The organism is Amycolatopsis sp. NPDC005232, assembly GCF_040607795.1.
In the GTDB taxonomy this organism is placed as follows: Bacteria; Actinomycetota; Actinomycetes; order Mycobacteriales; family Pseudonocardiaceae; genus Amycolatopsis.
Genome location: NZ_JBEXHL010000004.1, coordinates 218,551 through 240,765 on the forward strand (window position 1 = coordinate 218,551; position 22,215 = coordinate 240,765).

At 69.4% G+C, this 22,215-nt stretch carries 21 protein-coding genes; 3 read left to right on the plus strand and 18 right to left on the minus strand.

The window, feature by feature from the left end; translation table 11 throughout:
• Positions 1-363: 363 nt before the first annotated feature.
• From thpD to ABZU76_RS10530, 7 genes are all read right to left on the minus strand, one after another.
• On the minus strand, positions 364-1,266 hold the full coding sequence (gene thpD / locus ABZU76_RS10500) for an ectoine hydroxylase (RefSeq protein ID WP_354867190.1): 903 nt from the start codon (positions 1,264-1,266) through the stop codon (positions 364-366).
• A 64-nt stretch (positions 1,267-1,330) separates the two neighbouring features.
• Entirely contained in the window at positions 1,331-1,726 is a 396-nt protein-coding gene (locus ABZU76_RS10505) for an ectoine synthase (RefSeq protein WP_354867192.1), read from the minus strand.
• A gap of 27 nt (positions 1,727-1,753) precedes the next feature.
• The gene (gene ectB / locus ABZU76_RS10510; RefSeq protein ID WP_354867194.1) at positions 1,754-3,004 is read right to left on the minus strand and encodes a diaminobutyrate--2-oxoglutarate transaminase; all 1,251 of its coding nucleotides are present in this window, start codon (positions 3,002-3,004) and stop codon (positions 1,754-1,756) included.
• A gap of 38 nt (positions 3,005-3,042) precedes the next feature.
• Entirely contained in the window at positions 3,043-3,546 is a 504-nt protein-coding gene (gene ectA, locus ABZU76_RS10515; protein WP_354867196.1) for a diaminobutyrate acetyltransferase, read from the minus strand.
• Between the two features lie 260 nt (positions 3,547-3,806).
• Entirely contained in the window at positions 3,807-7,307 is a 3,501-nt protein-coding gene (locus ABZU76_RS10520; RefSeq protein ID WP_354867198.1) for a patatin-like protein, read from the minus strand.
• 49 nt (positions 7,308-7,356) lie between these two features.
• Complete coding sequence (locus tag ABZU76_RS10525) at positions 7,357-8,601, minus strand: DUF445 domain-containing protein (RefSeq protein ID WP_354867201.1); 1,245 nt, start codon at positions 8,599-8,601, stop codon at positions 7,357-7,359.
• Position 8,602: 1 nt separating this feature from the next.
• Positions 8,603-9,394: an Abi-alpha family protein gene (locus tag ABZU76_RS10530; protein WP_354867203.1), complete on the minus strand. Its 792-nt coding sequence runs from the start codon at positions 9,392-9,394 to the stop codon at positions 8,603-8,605.
• Positions 9,395-9,459: 65 nt separating this feature from the next.
• On the opposite strand from ABZU76_RS10530, the gene ABZU76_RS10535 reads away from it, so the two are divergent.
• The gene (locus ABZU76_RS10535; RefSeq protein ID WP_354867206.1) at positions 9,460-10,308 is read left to right on the plus strand and encodes a maleylpyruvate isomerase family mycothiol-dependent enzyme; all 849 of its coding nucleotides are present in this window, start codon (positions 9,460-9,462) and stop codon (positions 10,306-10,308) included.
• A 111-nt stretch (positions 10,309-10,419) separates the two neighbouring features.
• On the opposite strand, the gene ABZU76_RS10540 is transcribed toward ABZU76_RS10535, so the two are convergent.
• From ABZU76_RS10540 to ABZU76_RS10555, 4 genes are all read right to left on the minus strand, one after another.
• Positions 10,420-10,767, minus strand: a complete 348-nt coding sequence (locus ABZU76_RS10540; RefSeq protein WP_354867208.1) for a lipopolysaccharide assembly protein LapA domain-containing protein — start codon at positions 10,765-10,767, stop codon at positions 10,420-10,422.
• Between the two features lie 104 nt (positions 10,768-10,871).
• The gene (locus ABZU76_RS10545) at positions 10,872-12,008 is read right to left on the minus strand and encodes a dipeptidase (RefSeq protein WP_354867211.1); all 1,137 of its coding nucleotides are present in this window, start codon (positions 12,006-12,008) and stop codon (positions 10,872-10,874) included.
• Between the two features lie 10 nt (positions 12,009-12,018).
• Positions 12,019-12,624: an alpha/beta hydrolase gene (locus ABZU76_RS10550; protein ID WP_354867213.1), complete on the minus strand. Its 606-nt coding sequence runs from the start codon at positions 12,622-12,624 to the stop codon at positions 12,019-12,021.
• The gene (locus tag ABZU76_RS10555; protein ID WP_354867215.1) at positions 12,621-13,586 is read right to left on the minus strand and encodes a ring-cleaving dioxygenase; all 966 of its coding nucleotides are present in this window, start codon (positions 13,584-13,586) and stop codon (positions 12,621-12,623) included. The genes ABZU76_RS10550 and ABZU76_RS10555 overlap by 4 nt, the downstream gene beginning before the upstream one ends.
• Before the next feature lie 94 nt (positions 13,587-13,680).
• Here ABZU76_RS10555 and ABZU76_RS10560 point away from each other — a divergent pair, with 94 nt between their 5' ends.
• Positions 13,681-14,133: a MarR family transcriptional regulator gene (locus ABZU76_RS10560; RefSeq protein WP_354867217.1), complete on the plus strand. Its 453-nt coding sequence runs from the start codon at positions 13,681-13,683 to the stop codon at positions 14,131-14,133.
• 47 nt (positions 14,134-14,180) lie between these two features.
• The gene (locus tag ABZU76_RS10565; RefSeq protein WP_354867219.1) at positions 14,181-14,561 is read left to right on the plus strand and encodes a VOC family protein; all 381 of its coding nucleotides are present in this window, start codon (positions 14,181-14,183) and stop codon (positions 14,559-14,561) included.
• Positions 14,562-14,606: 45 nt separating this feature from the next.
• Here the strand turns inward: ABZU76_RS10565 and ABZU76_RS10570 are convergent, their stop codons facing one another.
• The 7 genes from ABZU76_RS10570 to ABZU76_RS10600 form a co-directional block, all read right to left on the minus strand.
• The gene (locus ABZU76_RS10570) at positions 14,607-15,104 is read right to left on the minus strand and encodes a sigma-70 family RNA polymerase sigma factor (RefSeq protein ID WP_354867221.1); all 498 of its coding nucleotides are present in this window, start codon (positions 15,102-15,104) and stop codon (positions 14,607-14,609) included.
• 122 nt (positions 15,105-15,226) lie between these two features.
• Positions 15,227-16,081, minus strand: coding sequence for an amidohydrolase family protein (locus ABZU76_RS10575; protein ID WP_354867224.1), 855 nt, complete (start codon positions 16,079-16,081; stop codon positions 15,227-15,229).
• A gap of 13 nt (positions 16,082-16,094) precedes the next feature.
• On the minus strand, positions 16,095-17,660 hold the full coding sequence (locus ABZU76_RS10580) for a benzoate-CoA ligase family protein (RefSeq protein ID WP_354867227.1): 1,566 nt from the start codon (positions 17,658-17,660) through the stop codon (positions 16,095-16,097).
• Positions 17,661-17,670: 10 nt separating this feature from the next.
• On the minus strand, positions 17,671-19,092 hold the full coding sequence (gene boxB / locus ABZU76_RS10585) for a benzoyl-CoA 2,3-epoxidase subunit BoxB (protein WP_354867230.1): 1,422 nt from the start codon (positions 19,090-19,092) through the stop codon (positions 17,671-17,673).
• 5 nt (positions 19,093-19,097) lie between these two features.
• Entirely contained in the window at positions 19,098-20,753 is a 1,656-nt protein-coding gene (gene boxC / locus ABZU76_RS10590; RefSeq protein WP_354867233.1) for a 2,3-epoxybenzoyl-CoA dihydrolase, read from the minus strand.
• Between the two features lie 31 nt (positions 20,754-20,784).
• Positions 20,785-21,213, minus strand: coding sequence for a hypothetical protein (locus ABZU76_RS10595; RefSeq protein WP_354867236.1), 429 nt, complete (start codon positions 21,211-21,213; stop codon positions 20,785-20,787).
• A 65-nt stretch (positions 21,214-21,278) separates the two neighbouring features.
• Positions 21,279-22,181: a GNAT family N-acetyltransferase gene (locus ABZU76_RS10600; protein WP_354867238.1), complete on the minus strand. Its 903-nt coding sequence runs from the start codon at positions 22,179-22,181 to the stop codon at positions 21,279-21,281.
• Positions 22,182-22,215 lie beyond the last annotated feature (34 nt).

Consider the following 22,215-nt stretch of genomic DNA (forward strand, 5'->3'; position numbering starts at 1 on the left):
CCACGTGTCAGCCGCTGTTTCCTCGGCTGTGCGCACGGTTTTCCCGCCCGAGCAGCGGCCGTCGCCCGAATGTCGTAACGGACATAGCCCCGGACAAAACGAATCCGGCCCCGCACCATCAGTCCCGATCTGATGGTGCGGGGCCGGACTCGGTGACATCGGCTGGGCCGCCAGGGGGCGCGGTCCACCCGACCTCAATGCTGCCCGGGCGGGACGGGTGGGCTCACCCCGAGCTAGGAACCCGGACTGCCACGGACAGCTCCTCCGCAGCGGACCCACGAGGCCCGTGCGGAGTGGCGACAAAGTAACAGGGTGCACATTCACGGCTACGGGCGACCCGCCGCCGCGCGGAGGTAACCCTCGTCACCGGCGCACCGGGGTGGCGTCGCGGCCGGCGATGAACGACGGCCTCGGGCCGGCTGCCGCAAAGGGTTCCTGCAGCGCGTTCTCGACGCTGTTGAACACCAGGAAGATGTTCGAGCGCGGGTACGGCGTGATGTTGTTCGACGACCCGTGCATCACGTTGGAGTCGAACCACAGCGCCGTGCCCGCCGTGCCGGTGAACTGGTCGATGCCGCACTCGGCCGCCATCTTCGTGATGTCGTCCTCGGCCGGCACACCGACGCGCTGGTCCTTGAGCGAGCTCTTGTAGTTGTCGTCCGGCGTCTCGCCCGCGCACTGCACGAATGTGCGCTGCGAGCCCGGCATGACCATGAGCCCGCCGTTGTACGGGTAGTTGTCCGTGAGCGCGATCGAGCAGCTGACGGCCCGCGGCGTCGGCATGCCGTCCTCGGCGTGCCACGTCTCGAAGTCCGAGTGCCAGTAGAACCCCGTGCCCTTGAAGCCCGGCATGTAGTTCACGCGGCTCTGGTGGATGTAGACGTCCGAGCCCAGCATCTGCCGGGCCCGGTCGAGGACCCGCGGGTCGCGCACGAGCTCCGCGATCAGGTCCGAGATCACGTGGACGTCGAAGATGGACCGGACCTCGCCGGTCCTCGACTCGGTGATCACCCGCTCGTCGGCCCGCAGCTCCTGGTCGGAGGACAGCCGCACGAGCTCCTGCCAGTACGTCTGGACCTCACCGGGCGAGAGCAGGCCTTCGTCGACGGTGTAGCCCTTGGCCTCGTGGTTGGCCAGGGTCGCGGCGTCGATGGGACCGTCTGCCTCGGTACCCCACACCGTGGGGTGCACGCGCGGAAGTTGCTCCGGCGTACCGGCGATCCGGGTCGGGTACCCGTCTTCGACCCGGGTGTCCGTCAGCGTCACAGCTGCTCTCCTCCTGGTTCTCGCATTCGTTCGGCGTGGTGGTCGCGGCAGCAGCCGGGAAGGCTCAGGCGGTTTCTTCGACGATGAGCGGGTACACGCCGTTCTCGTCGTGCACCTCGCGGCCGGTGACCGGCGGGTTGAACACGCACACGCACTTGATCTCGGTCTTGGGCCGGACCTGGTGCTTGTCCTGGTCGTTGAGCACGTAGATCGTGCCGGGCGCCAGCGGGAAGACCTCGCCGGTCGCCTTGTTCTCCACCTCGCCCTCGCCGGAGGTGATGAACACGGCCTCGATGTGGTTGGCGTACCAGAAGTCGTTCACCGTGCCCGCGTACAGCGTGGTCTCGTGCACCGAGAAGCCCAGACCCTCCTTGGCGAGGATGATGCGCTTGCTGCGCCAGTTGGGCGTCTTGATGTCGGCGTCGGTGTCGGTGACTTCGTTGAGCGTGCGGACCAGCAAAGGTCGCTCCTTACCTGTTGTTCGGGATTACTTGAGGACGGCGGCGATGGAGTCGTTGATGATCGACAGGCCCTGCGTGAGCTCGTCGTCGGTCAGTGTCAGCGGCGGCAGCAGCTTCATGACCTCGCCGTTAGGCCCGGACGTCTCCATCAGCAGGCCGCGCTCGAACGCTTCCTTGCACACCGCGCCGGCCAGGTCGCCGTTCGCGAACTCGATGCCGCGCGCGAGGCCGCGGCCCTTCGCCAGCAGGTTGGCGTCCGGGTAGGCCTCCACGATGTCCTTGAAGGCGGCGGCGATGCGCTCGCCCTTGGCCTTCGTGGACTTCTCGAGCTCGTCGTCGCTCCAGTAGAGGTTGATCGCCTCGGTGGCGGTCACGAACGCGGGGCTGACGCCGCGGAACGTGCCGTTGTGCTCACCCGGCTCCCAGACGTCGAGCTCCGGCTTGATGAGCGTGAGCGCCATCGGGAGGCCGTAGCCGCCGATGGACTTCGACAGGCAGACGATGTCGGGCTTGATGCCCGCGTCCTCGAAGCTGAAGAACGGGCCCGTGCGGCCGCAGCCCATCTGCACGTCGTCGAGGATCAGCAGGATGTCGTGGCTCTCGCACAGGTCCGAGAGGCCCTTGAGCCAGGCGAGGCGCGCGGCGTTGATGCCGCCCTCGCCCTGCACGCCCTCCACGATCACGGCGGCGGGCTCGTTCAGGCCGCTGCCGGAGTCTTCGATCAGCTTCTCGAAGTAGAGGAAGTCGGGGATCGTGCCGTCGAAGTAGCGGTCGTACGGCATCGGGGTGGCGTGCACGAGCGGGACGCCGGCGCCGCCGCGCTTCATCGAGTTGCCCGTGACCGACAGCGCACCGAGCGTCATGCCGTGGAACGCGTTGGTGAAGTTGATGACCGACTCCTTGCCGGTCACCTTGCGCGCGAGCTTCAGCGCGGCTTCCACCGCGTTGGCGCCACCCGGACCGGGGAAGACGATCTTGTAGTCCAGCTCGCGCGGCGCGAGGATCTTCTGCTGGAACGCCTCCAGGAAATCGCGCTTGGCCACGGTGTACATGTCGAGCGCGTGCGTCACGCCGTCACGCTGGATGTAGTCGATCAGCGCGGCCTTGAGCTTCGGGTTGTTGTGGCCGTAGTTCAGCGCGCCGGCACCCGCGAAGAAATCGAGGTAGGCCTTGCCATCCTCGTCGTACAGCCAGCTGCCCTGCGCGCGGTCGAAGACGACCGGCCACCCTCTGCTGTAACTGCGAACTTCCGATTCGAGCTCTTCGAAGATGCTCATGGCGTTTCTTTGCTCCTACTCGACCCGAAATTGACGGCTTATTGACGGATCAACGGCCCGATGCGGTAAAGGTTTTCAGGCTCGTGCCCACCTTCGCCATCTTCCGGGAAATCTCCTGCTTCGAACAGCCTGCTGCTCTTCAGCGTGGCGTGCCACCGCTTCGCGAACGACGCGAAGAGACGGATCGAAGCCTCGTTGTCAGGGGTGATCGTGGTTTCGAGGAAACGCACCCCGCCGTCGACCAGGCGGGCGTACAAGGCGTCGAGCAGCTGCCCGGCCAGGCCTTTCCCGCGCTGCGAAGAGTCGACCGCGACCTGCCACACGAGCGCGACGTCGGGCTCGGACGGCCTCCGGTAGGCGATGACAAAACCCACCGCCTTGCCGTCGACACGGGCGACCACCGAACTCTCCGCGAAATCGCGGCACCACAGCAGGTATGCATACGGAGAGTTGAGATCAAGCTTCTGCGAATCGCGCGCGATTCGCCAGAGGGCGGCGCCATCGGCCTTGGTCGGGGGTTCGATCAAGTGCTTTCCGGACATACTCAGGAAACGTAACAGAGAATTTTCACGCCGCCAGCGACGCGCGCCACGCCCACCCTGCTCACCTGCGGGGACGTGAAATGTCCGGTGAGGAGCCCCACAAACACGTTTGATCGACAGCGTCTCGGGGCATGACGTGGGCTTGGGCCGCTCGCCGTGGCGAGCGGCCTGTACTCCCCCGACCATGACGCGTCACGCGGTTCGGCGCAAGACGGATGAACGCCGCCCCTGACCAGACGGCGCGTCTCGGCCGTGACCACTCAGGTGCGGCGGGTGATCCCGGTGCCCTTGACCTGGCGCCGAGTACTCCGGGTGCGCGTGCGGCGGCGCAGTGCGGCGATCGGCGTCCACACGGCGGGCAGCACGAGCAGCAGCACCACGAGCAGCCACCACACGGGCGCCTCGCTGCGGCGCCAGCCCGCGACCACCGTGCCGAGCCAGCCGAACAACGGCTGCGCCAGCGGTGGCAGGAACGCCGCGAACAGCAACGCCGCCACCACCAGCACACACAGCAGCGTGAGCACCATGCGCCACGTGCGTTTCAGCGTCAGCAGGCTCACCACGAGGAACACGACCGCGCCCGCGGCCACGGGCGGGCCGACCCACTGCAGCACCTGGCCGCCGTTGCCGCCGAGCACGAGGCCCGCCACGGCCGTCACGGCGGCCGCGATGAGGTTCCACGGGCGCCCGAGCTTCGACGCGCCTTGCGTGACCCACCACGCGCTGCGTCCGGTCGCCTGGGCCACCTTCGCGGCGGGCTGCAGCGACGTCGGCACGCGGGTGGCGCCCGCGGCGGCGTTGACGCCCGTCGCGCCGGCCTTCACGAGCGTTTTGGTGAGCAGCATCGTGCCGCGTTCGCCTTCGAAGCGTTCGGCTGAGACCTGGCAGGCCTGGAACGCGCGTTGCGTCGCGGCGTCGTCCGCGGGCGGCGTGGCCATGACCGTACGGAAGACCGCGGACGGCTTGCCGTTGCCCTCGGCCGCGTCGTCGGCCGCCTGCTTGGCGACGACCGGCAGCTCCTCGCGCGCGATCTCCAGCTGGCGACCGCGCGCGAGCACCATCGACGTCACCGGCAGGCTGGTCGGCAGGTCGTCGCTGAACGTCGCGTCCGCCAGCTGCGCGTCGAGACCCAGGAAGGCGAGCTCCTCACCGAGCTGCGCGACGAGCGACTGCACGTCGGCGGCCGGCACGTTGTCGGCCACGCTCGGCAGCTGCCAGCCGACCGCGGTGAACGCTCCGCGCACCTCGGCGCGGAACGCCTCCGGGCCGACGACGTTGCGCAGCACCCGCAGCCGGTGCGGGTCGAGCAGGCACTGCACGAGCCAGCCGACGGCGTCGACGCGGCCCCACATCCAGTCGTTCGCGCGCCACGAGGACTTGTAGAACGCGCCGAAGTAGTCGGCCTGCAGGCCGGTGAGCTTGTCCCAGCCGCGCTGGCGACCGAGGTCGAGCAGCGTGCGGGAATCGGCGCTGACCTGCACCAGGTCCACGCGCTGGTCGACCGACGGCGGTTGCGCGAGCAGGCCGCGGGTGGCGACGTGCAGGAGGATCAGGCGCGACATCAGGGTGTGGTCGTTGGCGGACTGGGCCGGGGCGGGGGACTGGGCCGGGTTCTTGGGCTGCACTGCAACCTCGGGTTGCGCTGGGTCCTCGGGCTGGGCCGAGTCCGCCGCCATTGCTGCGACTGCCGGCTGCGCTGCGACCACCGGCTGCGCCGAGGCCTTGGGTTGCGCCGCGACGGCGAGATGGGCGGCGGCGCCCTGGCGCGCCGGGTCCTCGGGCTGCGCTGCGACCGTGGGCTGGGCTGCACCCTTCTGCCGCGCTGCGACCGCGTGCTGCGGCGCCATCGCGAGCAGCGCCAAGCCCTCGGTGTGCGCTGCGATCGCGAGCTGCGCTGGGTCCGTGGGCTGCGCTGCGTCCTCCGGCTGCGCTGTGACCTCGCGCTGGGATGCGTCGCCCTGGCGCGCCGGGTCGTCCGGCTGCGCCGGATCCTGAGCCGGGTCCTCGGCCAGGCCGAACCAGCCGACCAGCGTCGTGACGGTGTCGACGGCGTCGGCCACCACGCCGGCGACCTCGGCCTCCAGCTTGGCCCCGTCGGTCTGCGGCGGCGGCGCCTGCCCGTTCATCTTCAGCACCGCCGCCGTCGCCAGCGGGTCGCTCGCCAGCTCCCGCAGCACCGGCGCCGCGTCGCGGAGCGCGCCCGTGACCAGGGGCCACGCTTCGCGCAGCGCGTCCGACTTGCCCAGCTGAGCCCATTCCCGCGCCAGCTGCGCGATCCAGTCGGCCGCCGAGGTGCCCGCGGTCGGCGGTTCGTGTTTCGCCACCCACGGCGAGATGCGGATGCCCCGCGCGGCCTTGCTGCGCGCCGCGTGCAGGCGTGCGCGGACGTCGTTGAGCGTCGCGGCCTGCTGTCCGTCCGGGCACAGGTGGAACGCGGCGTTGACCAGCTGCAGGCCCGTGGCAACCGAATCGTCGAGCGCCGTGGTGCGGAAGGCGGCGAGGTCCTCGACCTGGCACCCGGCTCCCGGCGCCTTCGCCGGCATGCCGTGCCGGAGACCGTCGGCGGCCACCGAGCGCAGTTCCGTCGAAATCCCCTTGGCCCAGCCCGGATCCTTGCTGTCCACAGTGGACAGCGCGTAGTACCGCGTGGCCGTGCGCACCAGCTCGGCCGCGTCCTCTGCGACGCGCCGGTCGAGGTAGGCCGCCATCACGCGGTGGTCCACCAGCTCGCCGCCGCGAAGTCCCAGCGCGGCAAGGGAAACGCGGGTGTCGCGGGTGGCGACCACCGCGTCGTTGTGCTCGGTGAGCTCCTCCAGATCGGAGCTGATCGTCTGGTTGATCACCGTCGAGACGACCTTCGCCAGCGCCGCGCCCAGCAGCGGCGGGTTCGCCGGATCCACCGGCACCGCGGCCGCCTCGGCCTCGACGGTGGGCACCACGTAGAGCAGCAGCCGCCGCACGTCCGACGAAGACGGCAGCTCGAAGATCTCCCGCAACGCCGGGCGCAGCGGCTTGTTCACGAGCACGCCGCCGTCGGTGAGCCAGTGCGAGCGCGTGAGCTCGGTGTAGTCCGTCATGTCCGGGTGCTGCCGGTCCGCGACCCGGGGGCCGACCGGCAGCCGCGCCAGCTCGAACGCGCCGGGGAACGACGCGGTCGAGCGCGCCGCGAGCGCGAGCGGCGCCGTGACCTGGTTGTTCCACAGTGGACCGACGAAGCGGAACAGCATGCGGTGCTCGGTGTCGCGCACGAGGTTGCCGAGCGCGTCGTCGTAGCGCACGGTCTCACCGTCGATCATCGTGCCGGGCAGCAGCAGCGTCACGTCCGGCGCCTCGGCCGGCGTCGTGCCACCGGAGACGATCGCGCGGAACGCGCCGTCGAGGCAACCCAGGAACTGGTCGCCGTCGAGCAGCGAACGCGGTTGCGCCTCCTTCGGGTCGCGGATCAAGTTCGCCAGCGAGGCGTCGGCCACCAGCGCGTCGCGCAACGGCGCCGGCGAAGACCGGAACGCCTCTGCCAGCCCGAGCCCCGCCGCGCCGACGCCGCCGGCGCTCGTGCCGGTGAGCACGTCGAGGCGGACCTTCGCGCGCAGCAGGTCGAGCAGCTTCCGGTACCCACCACTCGGCTCGGAAGAGCGCGACGCCTGCAACAGCGCCGACGTCTCGGCGGCCACCCCGCTCATCCACACGGCCAGGCTCGCGCCCCCGACCATGGTCATCGCGAGCCGGATCTCCTGCGGCCACGGAGCCGCTCCCTCGCCCATGCCGCACCCCTCGACGTCCCGTCCCGACGGCAGCACCCTAGCGGCGCACTCAGGAGGCGAGGTGTTCCAGCAGCAGAACTTGGCCCTCTCCTACACAAAAGCCGAGTACAGCGCCCGTCGCGATGAGGATCCACTCGTCCTGCTGGAACGCCGGGCGCAGCAGCTGCTCGAACTCCTCGGGCGAGAGCTCCTTCATCTTGGTGACCAGCACGTTGCGAATGTCCATCGCGTCGGTGGCGTAGTCCTCGATGTAGCGCATCGTGTCGGGCAGGCGCGCCATGATCTGCTCGGAGATCGCGAACTTCACGTCCTGGTAGCGGCGGCTGCCGATGGCGAACACCAGCAGCGGCTTCGCGACGTTAGCCGCGCGGCCGATCTCGGCGTCGAGCTGGCGCTGGATCAACGCCAGCACCCGGTCGGACAGCGGGCCCTGCAGGATCGCCTCGATCACGTTGTGCGGCGTGATGATCTCCTTGGCGATCAGCGCGCCGTACGCCTCGGCCACCTCGGCGCGCCGCTTGAGGAACAGGCCCTGCCACGGCACGCCGAAGTACCGCTTCGGCTCGAGTGGGTAGAAGATCATGCGCAGCGCGAGCCAGTCGGTGAACCAGCCCGTGAAGAGCCCGAACAACGGCATGATCAGCGGGAACTTGAACAGCACCCACGCCACCATCTGGATCACGCCGATCAGCCCGCCGAACACCAGGCCCGAGCGCGCGATGAACTTGAACTCCTGCTCGCCCGCCTCCTGGAAGATCCGGTTGAGCAGGCGCTTGTCCTTCACCAGGCTGGTGACGACCATGCCCTTGAGGTCGAACACACTGTCCACATCGGACTTGATGAGCTCCAGCACGGCCTTGACCATGTGCGGCGACTCGGTCTGCACGCGCTGGATCACCAGCCGCTGCACGCCCACCGGCAGCGATTCCCACAGCCCCGGCTGGTAGTGGCCCGCGACCTCGCGCACGATGTCCTCGACCGCCGCCTGCAACGGTTTCTCGATCTCCCGCGCGATCCGCTCGGCGTCGAGCCGCGCGACGATCTCGGCCGGCTTGATCAGCTGCTCGGTCATCGTGTCGCACGCGATGCTCGCCATGCGCGCCGCGCGTTTCGGCACGATGCCCTGCCAGCCGAGGAACGGCTTGATCCCGAGGAACTCGACGGGCTGGAACATCATGCGGATCGCCACGAGCTTCGTGCCGTACCCGATGAGGGCGGCGACGACGGGGATCGAAACGTAGAGCGGCCAGTGGCGGGCGAAGTCGTCGAGCAGGCCCGAAAGGAACGCGCCCACGCTAGCCGAAGCTCGGGTCGCAGGCCTGCCAGAACTGAGCCCCGAGCCGGGAGATGTGCACGGTCCGGCGGATCACCTTCACCCGCTTCACCTGCTTCTCCACCTCACGCACGGTCTCGTCGGTCAGGAGGATCTCGTACTGCGTCTCCAGCGCCGGCACCTCTTCGTCGAGATCGACGAGGCCCAGCCCGATCAGCCGCGTGAGGTAACCGGGCACCTGGTCGGGCAGCGACACCCCGGCCGCCTTGCCGACGGTCGAGGCGTTGCGCAGCATGATCCGGCCCGCGCCTCCGAGGTTCGTGCGCTCGGCGACGTCGATGGCGGGGAACGGCGAACCGTCGGACAGCGCGGCGAGGATGCGCGCCTCGTCGGGCGTGAGCTGGCGCAGGATGATCGCGTAGAAGTACTCGCGGGCGCGCTCGCGGCCGAAGCCGATGGAGTGGTTGAGCAGCTCGGCCATCGCCGCGCGCAGCGGCTCTTCGTGCTCGCGGGCGGGCACGAGCGTCACGGTGGACTCGACCAGGCGGCCGCCTCCGTCACCGCGGTTCATGGCCGACGCCGCGGTGAGCGCCGCGTGGTACGGGTCGTCGACCTCGTCGAGGCGACGGCGAAGCTCGCTGAGCAGGCTGCGCTCCACCTGCCGGATTCCGCGCTCGGCCTGGTCGAGCCCGGGCAGCTTGCGCGTGAGCCCGAACCCGGCGCGCGCGGCCCAGCCGGCCAGCTGCCCGGCGCGGCGCGCGAGGTTGGCCACGTCCTCAGCCGAGCCCCGGCCGTTCGGTCGCTGACTGTCCACAGGCGTGCTCCCCTCGTGTTCCGCGCTGATGCTACCTGCGGGTAGCCAATCTGGCGTGGTGTTGGATGGCGCGCATGACCGCGACGCACTGGGGACCGCCGATCGACGTCCTCCCGCTGTTCGCCCGCGAGGAACAAGCCCTGGTCAGCGTGCTCACGGACCTCGACGCCGGCCAGTGGGCGGCGCCGACGGCGTGCCCCAGCTGGACCGTGCACGACGTGGCCGCCCACATCCTGGGCGACAAGCTCGGGCGGCTTTCCCGGGACCGCGACGGCCACCACGTCGAAGAGCCCCGCGAGGGCGAGCCGTTCCCGTCGTTTCTGCACCGGATCAACGACGAGTGGGTGCGCGCGTGCCGCCGGCTCTCGCCCGAGGTGCTGTTCGCGCTGCTCGTGGACAGCACGGCGCAGCTCACCGACATGTGGAAGCGCCACGACCTCGACGAACTGGGCGGGCCCGTCACGTGGGCGGGCCCGGAGCCGGCGCCGCGGTGGCTCGACGTGGCGCGTGAGTACACCGAGCTGTGGGTCCACCAGCAGCAGATCCGCGAAGCCGTGGGTGCGCCGCTGCTCGACGATCCCGAGTTCCGGGCGCCGGTGGTGGACACGTTCATGCGCGCCTTGCCGCACACGCTGCGCGACGTCGAAGCCCGCAGCGGCCGTCAGGTCGGCTACACCGTGACGGGCTCGAGCGGTGGCCAGTGGACCGCTCGCGCGTCGGCGAAGGGCTGGACTCTGGACCGCGGCGCACCGACCTCACGCAGCCCGCTGGCTTCGGTGGCCACGGATGCGGACACGTTCTGGCGGCTCTGCACGCGCACGGTGAAACCCGCCGACGTCGAGGACCGCGTGGCGGTGAAGGGGGACGAAGGCGTTTGCGCAACGGTGCTCGAGATGGTCTCGGTCATCGCGTGAAGCGGGGCCGCAAGCGTTTGCGGTCAGGGTTTGGGCACAGGCCACTGAGCGGGATGTCACGACGCCGGCTTTCACAGCCGGCCCGCGGCATTCACGACGGGCGACGCCCGGTCACTTCCGGGCGCGCCGGCCCGCCTTCTTCAGCTGCATGATCCGAGCACCGGCGACCAGGGCGATCACGACCATGCCGCCGAGCGCCGCCAGCAGCATCGCGATGCCGATGGGCAGGCTGCCCGACATGCCGAGGAAGTGCACCGTGACGCTGTCGAGGTTCTGCAGGATGAACACCAGCAGGAACGCCAGCAGCACGATGGCCACGACCGCCGCGATCCAGGCCCCGCTGACCCGCGTGGGGCGCTTGCCGGGCTTGGTCGGTGGGGAAGTCGTGGTCGGATCGGTCGGAATCGGATCGGTCCCGGGCACTTCGACAGCCGGCACCTCGGGGGTCCCGGGGTTCACGCCCCCGGTTGTGTGGTCACTTCGCGCGTGGGACATGCCCTGATTGTCCGCCCGCGGTCAGCCGATCGCCGGTTCTGAAACCCTAACGGGTGAGTACCGGTGTTTCAGTGCTTGCGGTCGACCTCGCGCAGCACCCGCAGCGAGTTGCGGCCGGCGAGCTTCGCGCAGTCCTCGTCGCTCCAGCCGCGTTCCATCAGTGCGGCGAACAGCACCGGGTACTTCGAGACGTCTTCCATCCCTTCCGGGAGCGTGCCGACGCCGTCGTAGTCGCCGCCGAGGCCGATGTGGTCGATGCCGGCGACCTCGCGTGCGTGCTCGACGTGCGCGACGACGTCGGCGACGGTCGCCTTCGGCTTGGGCGGCCCGTCCCACACCTCGGCGAAGCGCCCGCGCTGCCCGAGGTCGCGGAACTCCTGGCCGGCGGCGGCCATCGCGGCCTTGAGCTGCTCGTCCCACCCGGAGACGGCCGGGGAGATGAAGGCGGGCACGAAGGTGATCATGGCGACGCCGCCGTTGCCGGGCAGCTGCGCGAGGACGTCGTCGGGGATGTTGCGCGGGTGGTCGTTCACGGCGATGCACGACGAGTGGCTGAAGATCACCGGCGCGGTGCTGACCTCCAGTGCGGCGCGCATGGTGCTCGGCGCGACGTGCGAAAGGTCGACCAGCATGCCGATCTCGTTCATCGTCCGCACGACCTCGCGGCCGAAGTCGGTGAGGCCGTCGTGCGCCGGTTCATCCGTGCCGGAATCGGCCCACGGGGTGTTGAAGTTGTGCGTGAGCGTCATGTACCGCACGCCGAGGCGGCGCAGGATCCGCAGCACGCCCAGGGATTCGTTGATGCTGTGGCCGCCTTCGGCGCCGAGCAGTGACGCGATCTTGCCGGCGGCGAACGCGGCTTCGGCCTCGTCGGCCGTGGTGACGAGCTCCAGCCGGTCGGGATAGCGCTGCGCGAGCTGGTGCACGAGCTCGATCTGCTCCAGCACGGCGGTCACGGCGCTGTCGCCCGCGAGCTGGCACGGCACGTAGACCGACCAGAACTGCATGCTGAGCTTTCCGTCGGCCAGCTTGGGGAAATCGGTGTGCAGCGACGGCTGGCGCACGGTCAGGTCGAGCGCCGCGGCCGCGGCTGCGGGGTCGGGTCCACCCTGCAGCCGCAGCTCCCACGGCAGGTCGTTGTGACCGTCGGACAGGATCGTGGTGCTCAGCAGGTTCGTCGCACGTTCGAGTGCCCCAGGAGTCATGGGCTCGACCCTAGCGAGCGAGCCACTCCCGGGCCGCGCGGACGCCGTCGAGCGTGATCTGGTGCCCGCCGGGCTGGCGGTGCGTGGTCACTTCGGCGCCCCGCTCCTTGAGCAAGCGGATGTACTCCTCGGTGGAAGCCAAGGGGGCCATCGGGTCCTGCTCTCCGTTGGAGAGGAACACGCGGGTGCCCGAAAGGTCGTGGCCGGGCGGTTGCGGGACCGGGGACATTCCGGAGAACAGCGCGGCTTCCGTGAGGACTTCGGGACGCAGGAGCGTGACCGCGGCGGCGATGTTGGCGCCGTTGGAGAAGCCGACGGCGACGAGGCGGCGGTTTTTCAGGTCGTACTCACTCTTGGCCGCCTCGACGAAATCGGCGAGGTCGTTGGCGCGCTTGACGACGTCCTCGTAGTCGAAGACGCCCTCGGCGAGCCGGCGGAACCACCGTGCGGCACCGAACTCCGACACCGGGCCCACCGGGGCGAGCGTGGCCGAGCCGGGGCTCAGCTCGCGGGCGAGGCCGAGCAGGTCGTCGGGGCCGCCACCGGTGCCGTGGAGCAGGAGCAGCACGGGCAAGTCCTGCTCGCCTTCCGCGTACTTGTGCTCGAAGGTGCTCACTTCTGCTCCGGGTTGTTTTCGCTCGGGAGGTTCAGCTTGGGCAGCATGTGCTCGATCTCGTCGCGGCGCGGTTCCAGCCACGGCGGGAGCTTCAGCGCGCGGCCGAGTTCGAGCAGCGGCTCGTCGATGGCGAAGCCGGGCGCGTCCGTGGCCACTTCGAGCAGCGTGCCGCCGGGCTCGCGGAAGTAGATGGAGCGGAAGTACTGGCGGTCCAAAATGGACGTGACGTTGACGCCCTTGTCCACGAGCTCCTCGCGCCAGGCCGCCTGCGTCGGCTCGTCGGGCGCGCGCCAGGCCACGTGGTGCACGGTGCCGGTGGCGACGAGGCCGCGCGGAGTCTCCGGTGTCACGAGCACGTCGACGAGCGCGCCCGGGCCACCTTCACCCGCCTCGAAACGGAAGCGGTTGCCGTCCTGGCTGTGGAAAGAAAGACCGAGGCCGTCCGTGAACATGCCGGCCGTGGCGTCCTCTTTGGACACCGAAAGCGTGACGGAGTGCAGGCCGCGGATGGCGTTCTCCGCCGGGACGAGCTTCGTGTCCCACGGGTCGCGCGGGTCGCCCTGCGGGTGCGCGACGAGGGCGATCTGCAGACCGTCGGGGTCGCGGAAGGTCAGGGTTTCCTCGTTGTCGGCGTTGCGGATCTGGCTCGTCTCCACGCCCTGCGTCTTCAGGTGCTGCTGCCACCAGCCGAGCGAGGTCTCCGGCACGGAGAACGCCGTGGTCGTCGCCTGGCCGGTGCCCAGGCGGCCGGCGGGCGCGTCGGACCACGGGAAGAAGGTGATCAGCGAGCCCGGCTTGCCGGACTGGTCGCCGTAGTAGAGGTGGTAGGTGCCCGGATCGTCGAAGTTGACGGTGGTCTTCACCAGCCGCAACCCCAGGGTCCGGAGGTAGAAGTCGACGTTGCGCTGCGGGTTGCCGCCGATGGCGGTGACGTGGTGCAACCCGCTCGTTTTGATGGACATCAGGTCTCCTCGGGTGCTGTTGCTCAACGCTAACCCGCAAAACCTCTCGCGCGCAAGATATATTCCGGTGAGACTGTGCGGTAGCGTGTGCGCCGTGACACCTGATCCGCGCACGGACGACGACGAGATCGTGACCTGGTGGGGCCTCGTGATAGAGGGCTACCTGGCGACACAGGACAAGCTGATGGGCGAGATCGCCGATCGCTTCGGCCTCGCGCCCGCGTCGTTCGACATCCTGATCAGGCTCGTGCGTTCGCCCGACCACCGCATGCCGATGACCCGTCTGGCCACCGAGGCCGCGCTGTCGAGCGGCGGCTTCACCAAGGTCGCCGACCGCCTGGTCGCCGCGGACCTCATCTGCCGCATCCCCAGCCCGGACGACCGCCGCGTCACGTTCGCCTCCCTTACCGAGCACGGCCTCGACGTGGCTCTGAAGGCCCGCTCGGCCTGCGCGGAAATCCTGCGCCACATCGTCCTGACCCCCCTGGGCGACGACGCGGCGGCTCTCGCCGCCGCCATGCGCACCCTGCGCTCGGCCAACGGCTGAAAAACGCGCCCTACCGACGTTTTGCCTGGTCGGCGCATGCTGCTGACATGCTTACCGACTCGACCATCACCACCATGCTCCCGGTGTCCGACGCCACGCGCGCCGCCCACTTCTACACCGACTCCCTCGGCCTCGCCCCGGTGACCACCGGCGAGGACGGGACTCAGTACTTCGCCGCGGGGGCCGGGACGATCGGCCTTCGGCTGATGCCCGAGGGGGTGCAGAGCCCCAACACCGCGTTGAGCTTCGAGGTCGTCGACCTGCCGGCGGAGATGACGGTGCTGGAGCGGAAGGGGGTGCGGTTCCAGGATGTCGACGTGGAGGGGCTGAAGACTGTCGACCACGTGGCGCAGGTGGGGCACGAGAGGGCGGCGTGGTTCTCGGATTCGGAGGGGAACGTTTTGTGTCTGCATGAGATGTTGGATTGATTTTGGGCTGTTGAGCTGGGGTTTTGCGCAGGCGGGCGGGCTCCCTCACGGGTAGGTGTACCCCTGCGCAGTGAGCCGATACCTCAACACGGCAAGACACCGGCTCCGCACCTTGCCCAGGCTGTTCGGCGAAATCCCCAGCTCAGCCGCCACCTCACGCACCGACAACTCCGGCCGATGCGCCAGCAGCCAGACCAGCCGTCGGTGGCGATCCGGCAGGCTGTCGACCGTGCGCCACAGGGCGGTGGCCACGTCGTTGTCCAGCGCGGCCACTTCCGAAGACTCGGCGCCTGCCGGAGCGACCGCGGCCTCGACCTCCGCCGACCGCGCCCGCCGGCCGACAGCGCGGATGGCGTGGCGCCGGGCGACTGTGGTCAGCCAGGCGCCGAGGCGTGCGCGGTCGTGCACGGCGTCCTGCCGCCCGAGGAACTCGGCCCACGCCGTCTGGCACGCGTCCTCCGCGTCGCCGCGCAGCCCCGGGTCGGCGGCCACCACGCGTACGACAAGCTCCGAAATCCGGCGCAACTCCCCGTCCTCGGCCATGCCCACGTCCTTTCGTCCGCAAACGCAGACGAACTGACCACCCCTGCCGGCTCCCGATCACCGGAACGACCGCCGAATCGGGCGACTGCGCGTATCCGCAGGTCACCCCGGTGCACGTGGCGCTACTTCAACCCCGGCATCAGCTTCAGCGCATTACCCGCCAGCACGTCCCCCAGCGTTTCCTCCGGCAGGCCCAGCCCGGCGATCGACCGGACGTTCACGGCGGTTCCCGGCACGCCCGGCCAGTCCGTGCCGAAGATCCACTTGCGGGCCAGCCGCAGGAGGTCGAAGCGGGCGTAGTAGTCCGGGAGTTTCTTGGGCGGCAGGCCGGCGAGGTCGAGCCAGACGTTGGGGCGCGACTGGGCCATGAAGGCCGCGGTGTCGTACCACCAGCCGCGGCCGCCGTGGGCGAAGACGAAGTTCACGGCCGGGAAGTCTTCGACCACGTCGGACAGCAGGGCGGGGTCGCCGAAGCTCGCGCGAGCGCCCGGGAACACCGAGAGGCCCGAGTGCAGAACGACGGGCACGCCGACGGATGCGCACAGCTCGTAGACGGGGTACAGCTCCTTGTCCGCGGGCGAAAAGCCGCCGTGGACGGGGTGGAGCTTCAGCGCGACCGCGCCCAGGTCCAGCTGGCGGGCCACCTCGTCGCGCAACGGGTGGTGCAGGTGCGGGTTCACGTTGGCCACCAACCGAAACCGCTCAGGGTTGTACGCGACCAGCGGCAGGTTGTCCTCGATCGGCTGGATGCCGGTGGCGCGCGGGCTGTACTCGCAGAACAGCAGCACGCGGTCGACGCCCTCGGAGTCCATCAGCTCGTCCATCGCGGCGGGGATCACCGAACCCGCGTCGTCGTAGACCGTGCGCCACGGGTACGTGCCGGCGAAGTCGCGGGCCCAGTCCATCCAGGCCGGTTTGAGCGTGGGCAGCCGGGGGGTGTGGACGTGGGCGTCGACCACGAAGCGACCGTCGATCATGCCGGCCAGTCGATCACGGTTTCGCGGGAACCACGAGCAGCGACTCGCGCACCTGGTCGCGGATCACATTGCGCCGGATCTTGCCCGTCGCCGTCTTCGGCAGCTCCGGCAGCTCCACGACACCTCGCGGACGCTTGAACGCCGCCAGACCCGCGCGGCAGAACTCGATCAGCACGTCCGAGTCCACCGCGAAGCCGGGCGCCGCGACGACGCACGCCACCGGCTTGTCGAGGCCGTCCGCGTCCGGCGCGGCCACCACCGCCGCCTCGGCGACGGACGGGTGCTGCAGCAACCGTTCCTCCACTTCGGACGGTGACACCCAGATCCCGCCCGCCTTCAGCATGTCGCCGAAGCGGCCGAGGCAAGTCAGGGTGCCGTCCTCGTTGCGAACGTAGCTGTCACCCGTGCGCAGCCATTCGCCCTGGAACACGCGCTTGGTGGTCTCGTACCGCGCCCAGTAGCCCATCGCCGTCGACGGGCCCGAAACGAACAGCTCGCCCGGCTGCCCGGGGCCCTCGATGAGCGCGCCGTTCTCGTCGCGGATCTCCACGGCGTAGCCCGGCACGGCGGTGCCGGTGCTGCCCGGCCGGATCGAACCCGGGCGGTTGGACAGGAAGATGTGCAACGCTTCCGTGGAGCCGATCCCGTCGAGGATCTCGACACCGAAGCGGTCGCGGAAGCGCGTGAAAATGGTGGCGGGCAACGGTTCCCCGGCCGACACCGCGTACCGCACCGAGGCGAACGAGTCGTCCGGCACGTCGCTGGCCAGCACGCCGGCGAAGAACGTCGGCACGCCGAAGAACAACGTCGGCTTGTCGGCGCGAGCGCGGGCGGCGAACAAGGCCGGCGTCGGCCGCGCCGGTTCCAGCAAGGTCGTGCCGCCGGCGGCGAGCGGGAAGAACGCGGAGTTCCCCAAGCCGTAGGCGAAAAACAGCTTCGGCACGGACAGGAACCGGTCACTCGAAGTCGTCGCCAGGACGGAGTGCGCGTACGTCTCACACACCGCGCGGATGCTCGCGTGCCGGTGCATCGCGCCCTTCGGCTGGCCCGTCGTGCCCGACGTGTACAGCCACAGCGCGGGCGAATCCTCCCACGTGCGAGCGAGTTCCCGGTCCACATCGTCCACAGTGGTCAATTCGGCCCACGCGTGCGTGGCCACACCCGAGGGGAACGCCGCCGCCTCCGCGCGGTCCAGCACCACGTCGGTGACCTCCGGCGCAGCCGCCAGCGCACCGACGGCCTGCGCAGCGAACTCCCCGGACACACACAGCACGCGCGCCCGCGAGTCGGCCAGGACCTTGCCCAGCTCGAGGCCCGTGACCATCGTGGACACCGGCACCGCGACGGCGCCGGCCAGCATCGTGCCGAGGATGCCCGTGAGCAGCTCGACGTCGTCGACCATGCAGAACATCACGCGCTCTTCCGGGCGCACTCCCAGGGAACGCAGGCCCGACGCGACCCGGTAGGCCTCGTCGGTCAGCTCGGCGTAGCTCAGGGTCCGCCGCGCGGAGACGACGGCGGGTGCGTCGGGACGCCCCTGGGCCAGCAGGTACTCGGCGGCGTTGAACCCGCTGCTCATGGGGCCCCCTCTAGGTGAGGTGCACGTACTCGTAGTCGAACGGTTTGCCGTTGATGCCCTGCCTCGGCGGCGCGACCCAGCTGGCGATCTTCCCGCGCTCGTACACCGGGTGCATGAGCGAGCGGACGAACGTCAGATCCTCGGTCGTCGGCAGCCACCGGCTCCGGCTGGCCTCCCACGTGGCCTCGTCGACGATGTTGCCGTCGGGAGTGATGTGGTGGCCGGAGTTTATGCCGACGTCGCGGTTGAAACCAGGGTGCGGCAGCTTGAAGCGGAAGTCGAGGTCCGCGTCCGCGAGGATCTTGTTCCAGCGGTTCACGCCGGTCTGGCAGTCGGCCGTGTACTCGCCGCGCAGGTCGAGGTTCAGCAGCAGGATGGCCTGCAGCTCGTCGGAGGTCCACGTGCCGTCGCCGTTGGGGCGGTCGAGGTCGCGGCTGTCCTCGGTGAGCTTGTGGTCGTCCTTGCGGCGAGTCTCCTGCCAGCGGCCCTTGAGACCCGCGGTGTAGTAGTTCGCGGCGTTCGTGGAGGTCTCGCTGCCGAACAGGTCGAGCGACACCGTGTAGTGGAAGTTCAGGTACCGCTGGATGATGTCGAGCGGGATACCACCGTGCGAGGCGATGTCGAGCGTGTCGTGCTCGCGGATGAGATCCGCGGACCGCTGCACCACGCGGTCGACACCCGTGGTGCCGACGAACATGTGGTGCGCCTCTTCCTTCAGCATGAACTCGCACGTGCGCGAGAGCGGGTCGAAGGAAGACTCCTTCAACGTCCCGAGCTGGTACTTCCCGTCGCGGTCGGTGAAGTAGGTGAACATGAAGAAGGCCAGCCAGTCGGCCGTTTCCTCGTTGAACGCGCCCAGGATGCGCGGCGCGTCGGGGCTGCCGGAGTTGCGCAGCAGCAGGCCTTCCGCCTCGTCACGGCCTTCGCGGCCGAAGTACGCGTGCAGCAGGTAGACCATCGCCCACAGGTGCCGGCCCTCTTCGACGTTGACCTGGAACAGGTTCCGCAGGTCGTACAGGCTCGGCGCGGTCAGGCCCAGCAGCCGCTGCTGCTCGACCGACGCCGGCTCGGTGTCGCCCTGGATCACGATCAGGCGCTGCAGGTCGGCGCGGTACTCACCGGGCACCTGCTGCCACACAGACTCGCCCTTGTGTTCCCCGAACGCGATGCGCCGGTCGGGATCGCGTTCGGCGAGGAAGATGCCCCAGCGATAGTCGGGCACGTTCACGTGGTCGAAGTGCGCCCAGCCCTCACGCCCGACGCTCACGGCCGTGCGCAGGTAGACGCCGTGCGTCTGCAGGGTGGGACCCATCTCGCCCCACCAGTTCATGAACTTCGGCTGCCAGCCTTCCAGCGCCCGCTGCAACCTCCGGTCGTCGGCGAGGTTGACGTTGTTGGGGATCTTGGCGTCGTAGTCGATCCGCTCGGGCATCTCGGTCAGACCCGCTTCCTGTCGAAGATCGCTTTCTGGCCCGTACCGTAGCGGCGCAGCGCGCCTTCGGGACCAGAGGCGTTAGGTCGGGTGAAGATCCAGTTCTGCCACGCGGTGAGGCGGCCGAAGATCTTCGTTTCGATCGTTTCCGGGCCGACGAACCGGTGGTTCGCCTCCATCCCGGTGAGCGCGTCGGGGCTCAGCGAGGCGCGGCCCTCCAGCGCGATCCGGATCTCGTCCTCCCAGTCGAGGTCGTCCGGCGCGTCGGTGACCAGGCCCAGCTCCACGGTCTCGGCCGGCGTCAGCGCGTGGTCGCGCTCGCGCACGAGCCACGCGAGGTGGTCGTCGTCGCCGTAGAACCGCGACTGCAGGCGGGTGAGGCCGTTGCCCATGGGGAACGGGCCGAAGTTGGCTTCCGACAAGGTGATCGACGCGCGTTCTTCACTGTCTTCGTCGTCGATGGGCGGACCGTCCAGGATGTACTGACGGTCGGCGGCCAGCGCGAGCTCCAGCAGCACGCCTGCGAAGCAGCTGCCCGGCTCGATGAGCGCGATGAGCGTGCGGCTGGTGACGTCGAGACGCTTCAGCGTGCGCTTGTAGTAGTGCAGGATTTCGTTGCTCAGCCAGTCTTTCGCGCCGAGCACCTGCTGCTCGTGGGCCAAGACGCCGGCCGGGTCGCCTTCGGTGCGCAGGACCCAGGTGCCGAGCTCGGTTTCGTTGGCGCGCAAGCGGAGGATCGCGTCGTCGAGCTCGCGGGTGAGGCGCAGCAGCCAGCCGTCGGCACCCTCGGCGTGCAGGTCGCCGGGTTCGCCCTCGGGGCCGCGGACGGTGATCGTCGCGATCGAGGCGGGGCGGTCGAAGGTGATGTCGACAAAGCGGTACTTGATGCCGTCGTCGGTGACCTCGGGGTTCAGCGGCGTGAGCCGCACGCCCTGGTCACCCGGCAGGCGCTCGGACTCGGCGGCCAGCTCTCGAGCCCTGGCCAGCACGGATTCGCGGAACCCCACGCGGGGCACGAGCTCGTCGACCAGCCGCCAGTCGACGGCGGTCTTGCCTTTCACACCGTCCGACCGCGTGGCGAACACGTCGGCGAGGTCGCGGCGCACACGGCGCTTGTCGACCACGCGCGTGAGGCCGCCGGTGCCGGGCAGCACGCCCAGCAGCGGCACCTCGGGCAGCGCGACCGTCGACGAGTTGTCGTCTACGAGCAGGATCTTCTCGCACGCGAGCGCGATCTCGTAGCCGCCACCCGCGCAGCTCCCGTTGACCGCGGCCAGGTACCGCTGACCGGAGAACTCGGTGGCGTCCTCGATGCCGTTGCGGGTTTCGTTGGTGAACTTGCAGAAGTTCACCTTCCACTCGTGCGCCGACGACGCGAGCATCCGGATGTTGGCCCCGGCGCAGAACACCTTGTCCTTGGCACTCGTCACGATCACGGCTTTGACGCCGGGGTGCTCGAAGCGCAGGCGCTGCGTGGCGTCGTAGAACTCGATGTCCACGCCAAGGTCGTAGGAGTTCAGCTTCAGCTCGTAGCCCGGCACGAGGCCGCCTTGCTCGTCGACGTCCATCTCGAGCCAGGCGACCTCGCCGTCGACGTCGAGCTTCCAGTGCCGGTAGGTGTCCGGGTGGCGCTCGAACGTCACAGTCGTGGTGGTGGTCACTCCCTGATTGTCTACATATTGCTGACTAGCGTCAATGTTGTGTAGACGCTTGATCGGCGATACTCACCCGGTTGAGCTGCGCCGCCGCCCAGGACACGAAGAGCCACAACGCTATCGCGGCCGCCGTGTCGGTGAAGATCGTCGCGAACCAGAACGCCGGAATCTGCGGCACGCCGACCAGGAAGTGACCCGCGCTGACCAGGCCACCCAGCGAGCAGACCAGCAGAAACCCGAGCGCGCGCCAGTACCGCCCCCGGACGTAGTAGCGGTAGCCGGCCAGCCCGAACCCCGTGAACAGCACCCAGCCGAACCCGACGACGATCTGCGCCGCGAGCACGGGGATCCCCGGGATCTGCGGGTAGTCCTGCGCGCGGATCACGTTGTGCGCGTAGTGGAACGTGGTCGTGAGCAGCGTGAACGCGAGGATCACGCGGAGTGCGGTGAGACCTCGGTCAGGCATTGCCGATCGCCCCCTCTGCGATTTGATAGATCGCTCTAGCGAGAAGGGTAACGCCGGTCCGCCGCTCACACCAGATCAATGCGGTGGTACTTCACCGGATACCCGGCCTTCGCGAACGCCGCCGCCATGGGTTTGTTCGTGACGTCCGTGGCGGCGACGATCGTCTCGGCACCGTGCCCGACCAGCTCGTGCGTGGCCTCGACGAGCAGGTCGTAGGCGTAGTTATGGCCACGCTGCTCCGGCACGACACCGACGTACGCGACGATCGGGACCGTCGGGTTGCGAGCAGGGATGGTGAGGCCGACAAGGTCGCCTTCGGGCGTGTACGCGAGGCGCCACCAGTCGCGCGGGCTGGGGAGCCGGCGGAGGAGGTCGAGGTCTTCCTGCGCCGCCGCGTCGAGGCCGTGCTCGGCGGTGGTGCGGCGGACATGCGCGTCGAGGCTGCCCTGGTGGACGCGGCGGAAGACCTCGAGGATCTTGTCGTCTTGCGGCTCTGCCCGGAACTCGAGGCGACGGGGTCGTTGCGGGAGGCCGTCGGCGACGGTCCAGGTGTAGCGGTAGCGCTCGACGAGCACCTCCATCCCCGCGGCTTCCGCGGCCTCGATCCGGGTTTCGACCTCGGGTTTGACTGCTGGGTCGGCACGCCAGCCGGGCGGGACGGTCAGGGAGTACTCGGCACGGAACGGCGCTTGGCGGAGGACTTCCACGCCGGCGTCGAAGTCGGTGAAGTCGAACCAGTCGAGGACAAGGGGCGCTTCGTCGTTTTTGCGCGCCCACCAGGCCGCGCGTGCCACGGGTTTGCCGTTTCGGGCGGCGATCCAGGTCCACTCGGGACGGTATTCGCCGTGTTGGGCCATTTCTTCGTAGTCCCGCCCGAGCAGGGCGCTGCCCACGCACTGGGTTGCAGGGAGATTGGTGAACAGGTGTTCCTCACCCGCGACGAGCGGGCGCACGACCAGATCGGTCATGAGGTTCCTTCCGGGAGTTCCGCGCTCCCGTCAG

Excerpts from the sequence above, each read along its gene's own strand:
- ABZU76_RS10520 (WP_354867198.1), bottom strand. The coding sequence starts at position 7,307 with ATGGGCGAGGGAGCGGCTCCGTGGCCGCAGGAGATCCGGCTCGCGATG.
- boxB (WP_354867230.1), bottom strand. The coding sequence starts at position 19,092 with ATGCCCGAGCGGATCGACTACGACGCCAAGATCCCCAACAACGTCAAC.
- ABZU76_RS10545 (WP_354867211.1), bottom strand. The coding sequence starts at position 12,008 with ATGACTCCTGGGGCACTCGAACGTGCGACGAACCTGCTGAGCACCACG.
- ABZU76_RS10565 (WP_354867219.1), top strand. The coding sequence starts at position 14,181 with ATGCTTACCGACTCGACCATCACCACCATGCTCCCGGTGTCCGACGCC.
- ABZU76_RS10555 (WP_354867215.1), bottom strand. The coding sequence starts at position 13,586 with ATGTCCATCAAAACGAGCGGGTTGCACCACGTCACCGCCATCGGCGGC.
- ABZU76_RS10600 (WP_354867238.1), bottom strand. The coding sequence starts at position 22,181 with ATGACCGATCTGGTCGTGCGCCCGCTCGTCGCGGGTGAGGAACACCTG.
- ABZU76_RS10595 (WP_354867236.1), bottom strand. The coding sequence starts at position 21,213 with ATGCCTGACCGAGGTCTCACCGCACTCCGCGTGATCCTCGCGTTCACG.
- ectB (WP_354867194.1), bottom strand. The coding sequence starts at position 3,004 with ATGAGCATCTTCGAAGAGCTCGAATCGGAAGTTCGCAGTTACAGCAGA.
- ABZU76_RS10570 (WP_354867221.1), bottom strand. The coding sequence starts at position 15,104 with ATGGCCGAGGACGGGGAGTTGCGCCGGATTTCGGAGCTTGTCGTACGC.
- ABZU76_RS10575 (WP_354867224.1), bottom strand. The coding sequence starts at position 16,081 with ATGATCGACGGTCGCTTCGTGGTCGACGCCCACGTCCACACCCCCCGG.
- ABZU76_RS10580 (WP_354867227.1), bottom strand. The coding sequence starts at position 17,660 with ATGAGCAGCGGGTTCAACGCCGCCGAGTACCTGCTGGCCCAGGGGCGT.
- ABZU76_RS10535 (WP_354867206.1), top strand. The coding sequence starts at position 9,460 with ATGGCGCGCATGACCGCGACGCACTGGGGACCGCCGATCGACGTCCTC.
- ectA (WP_354867196.1), bottom strand. The coding sequence starts at position 3,546 with ATGTCCGGAAAGCACTTGATCGAACCCCCGACCAAGGCCGATGGCGCC.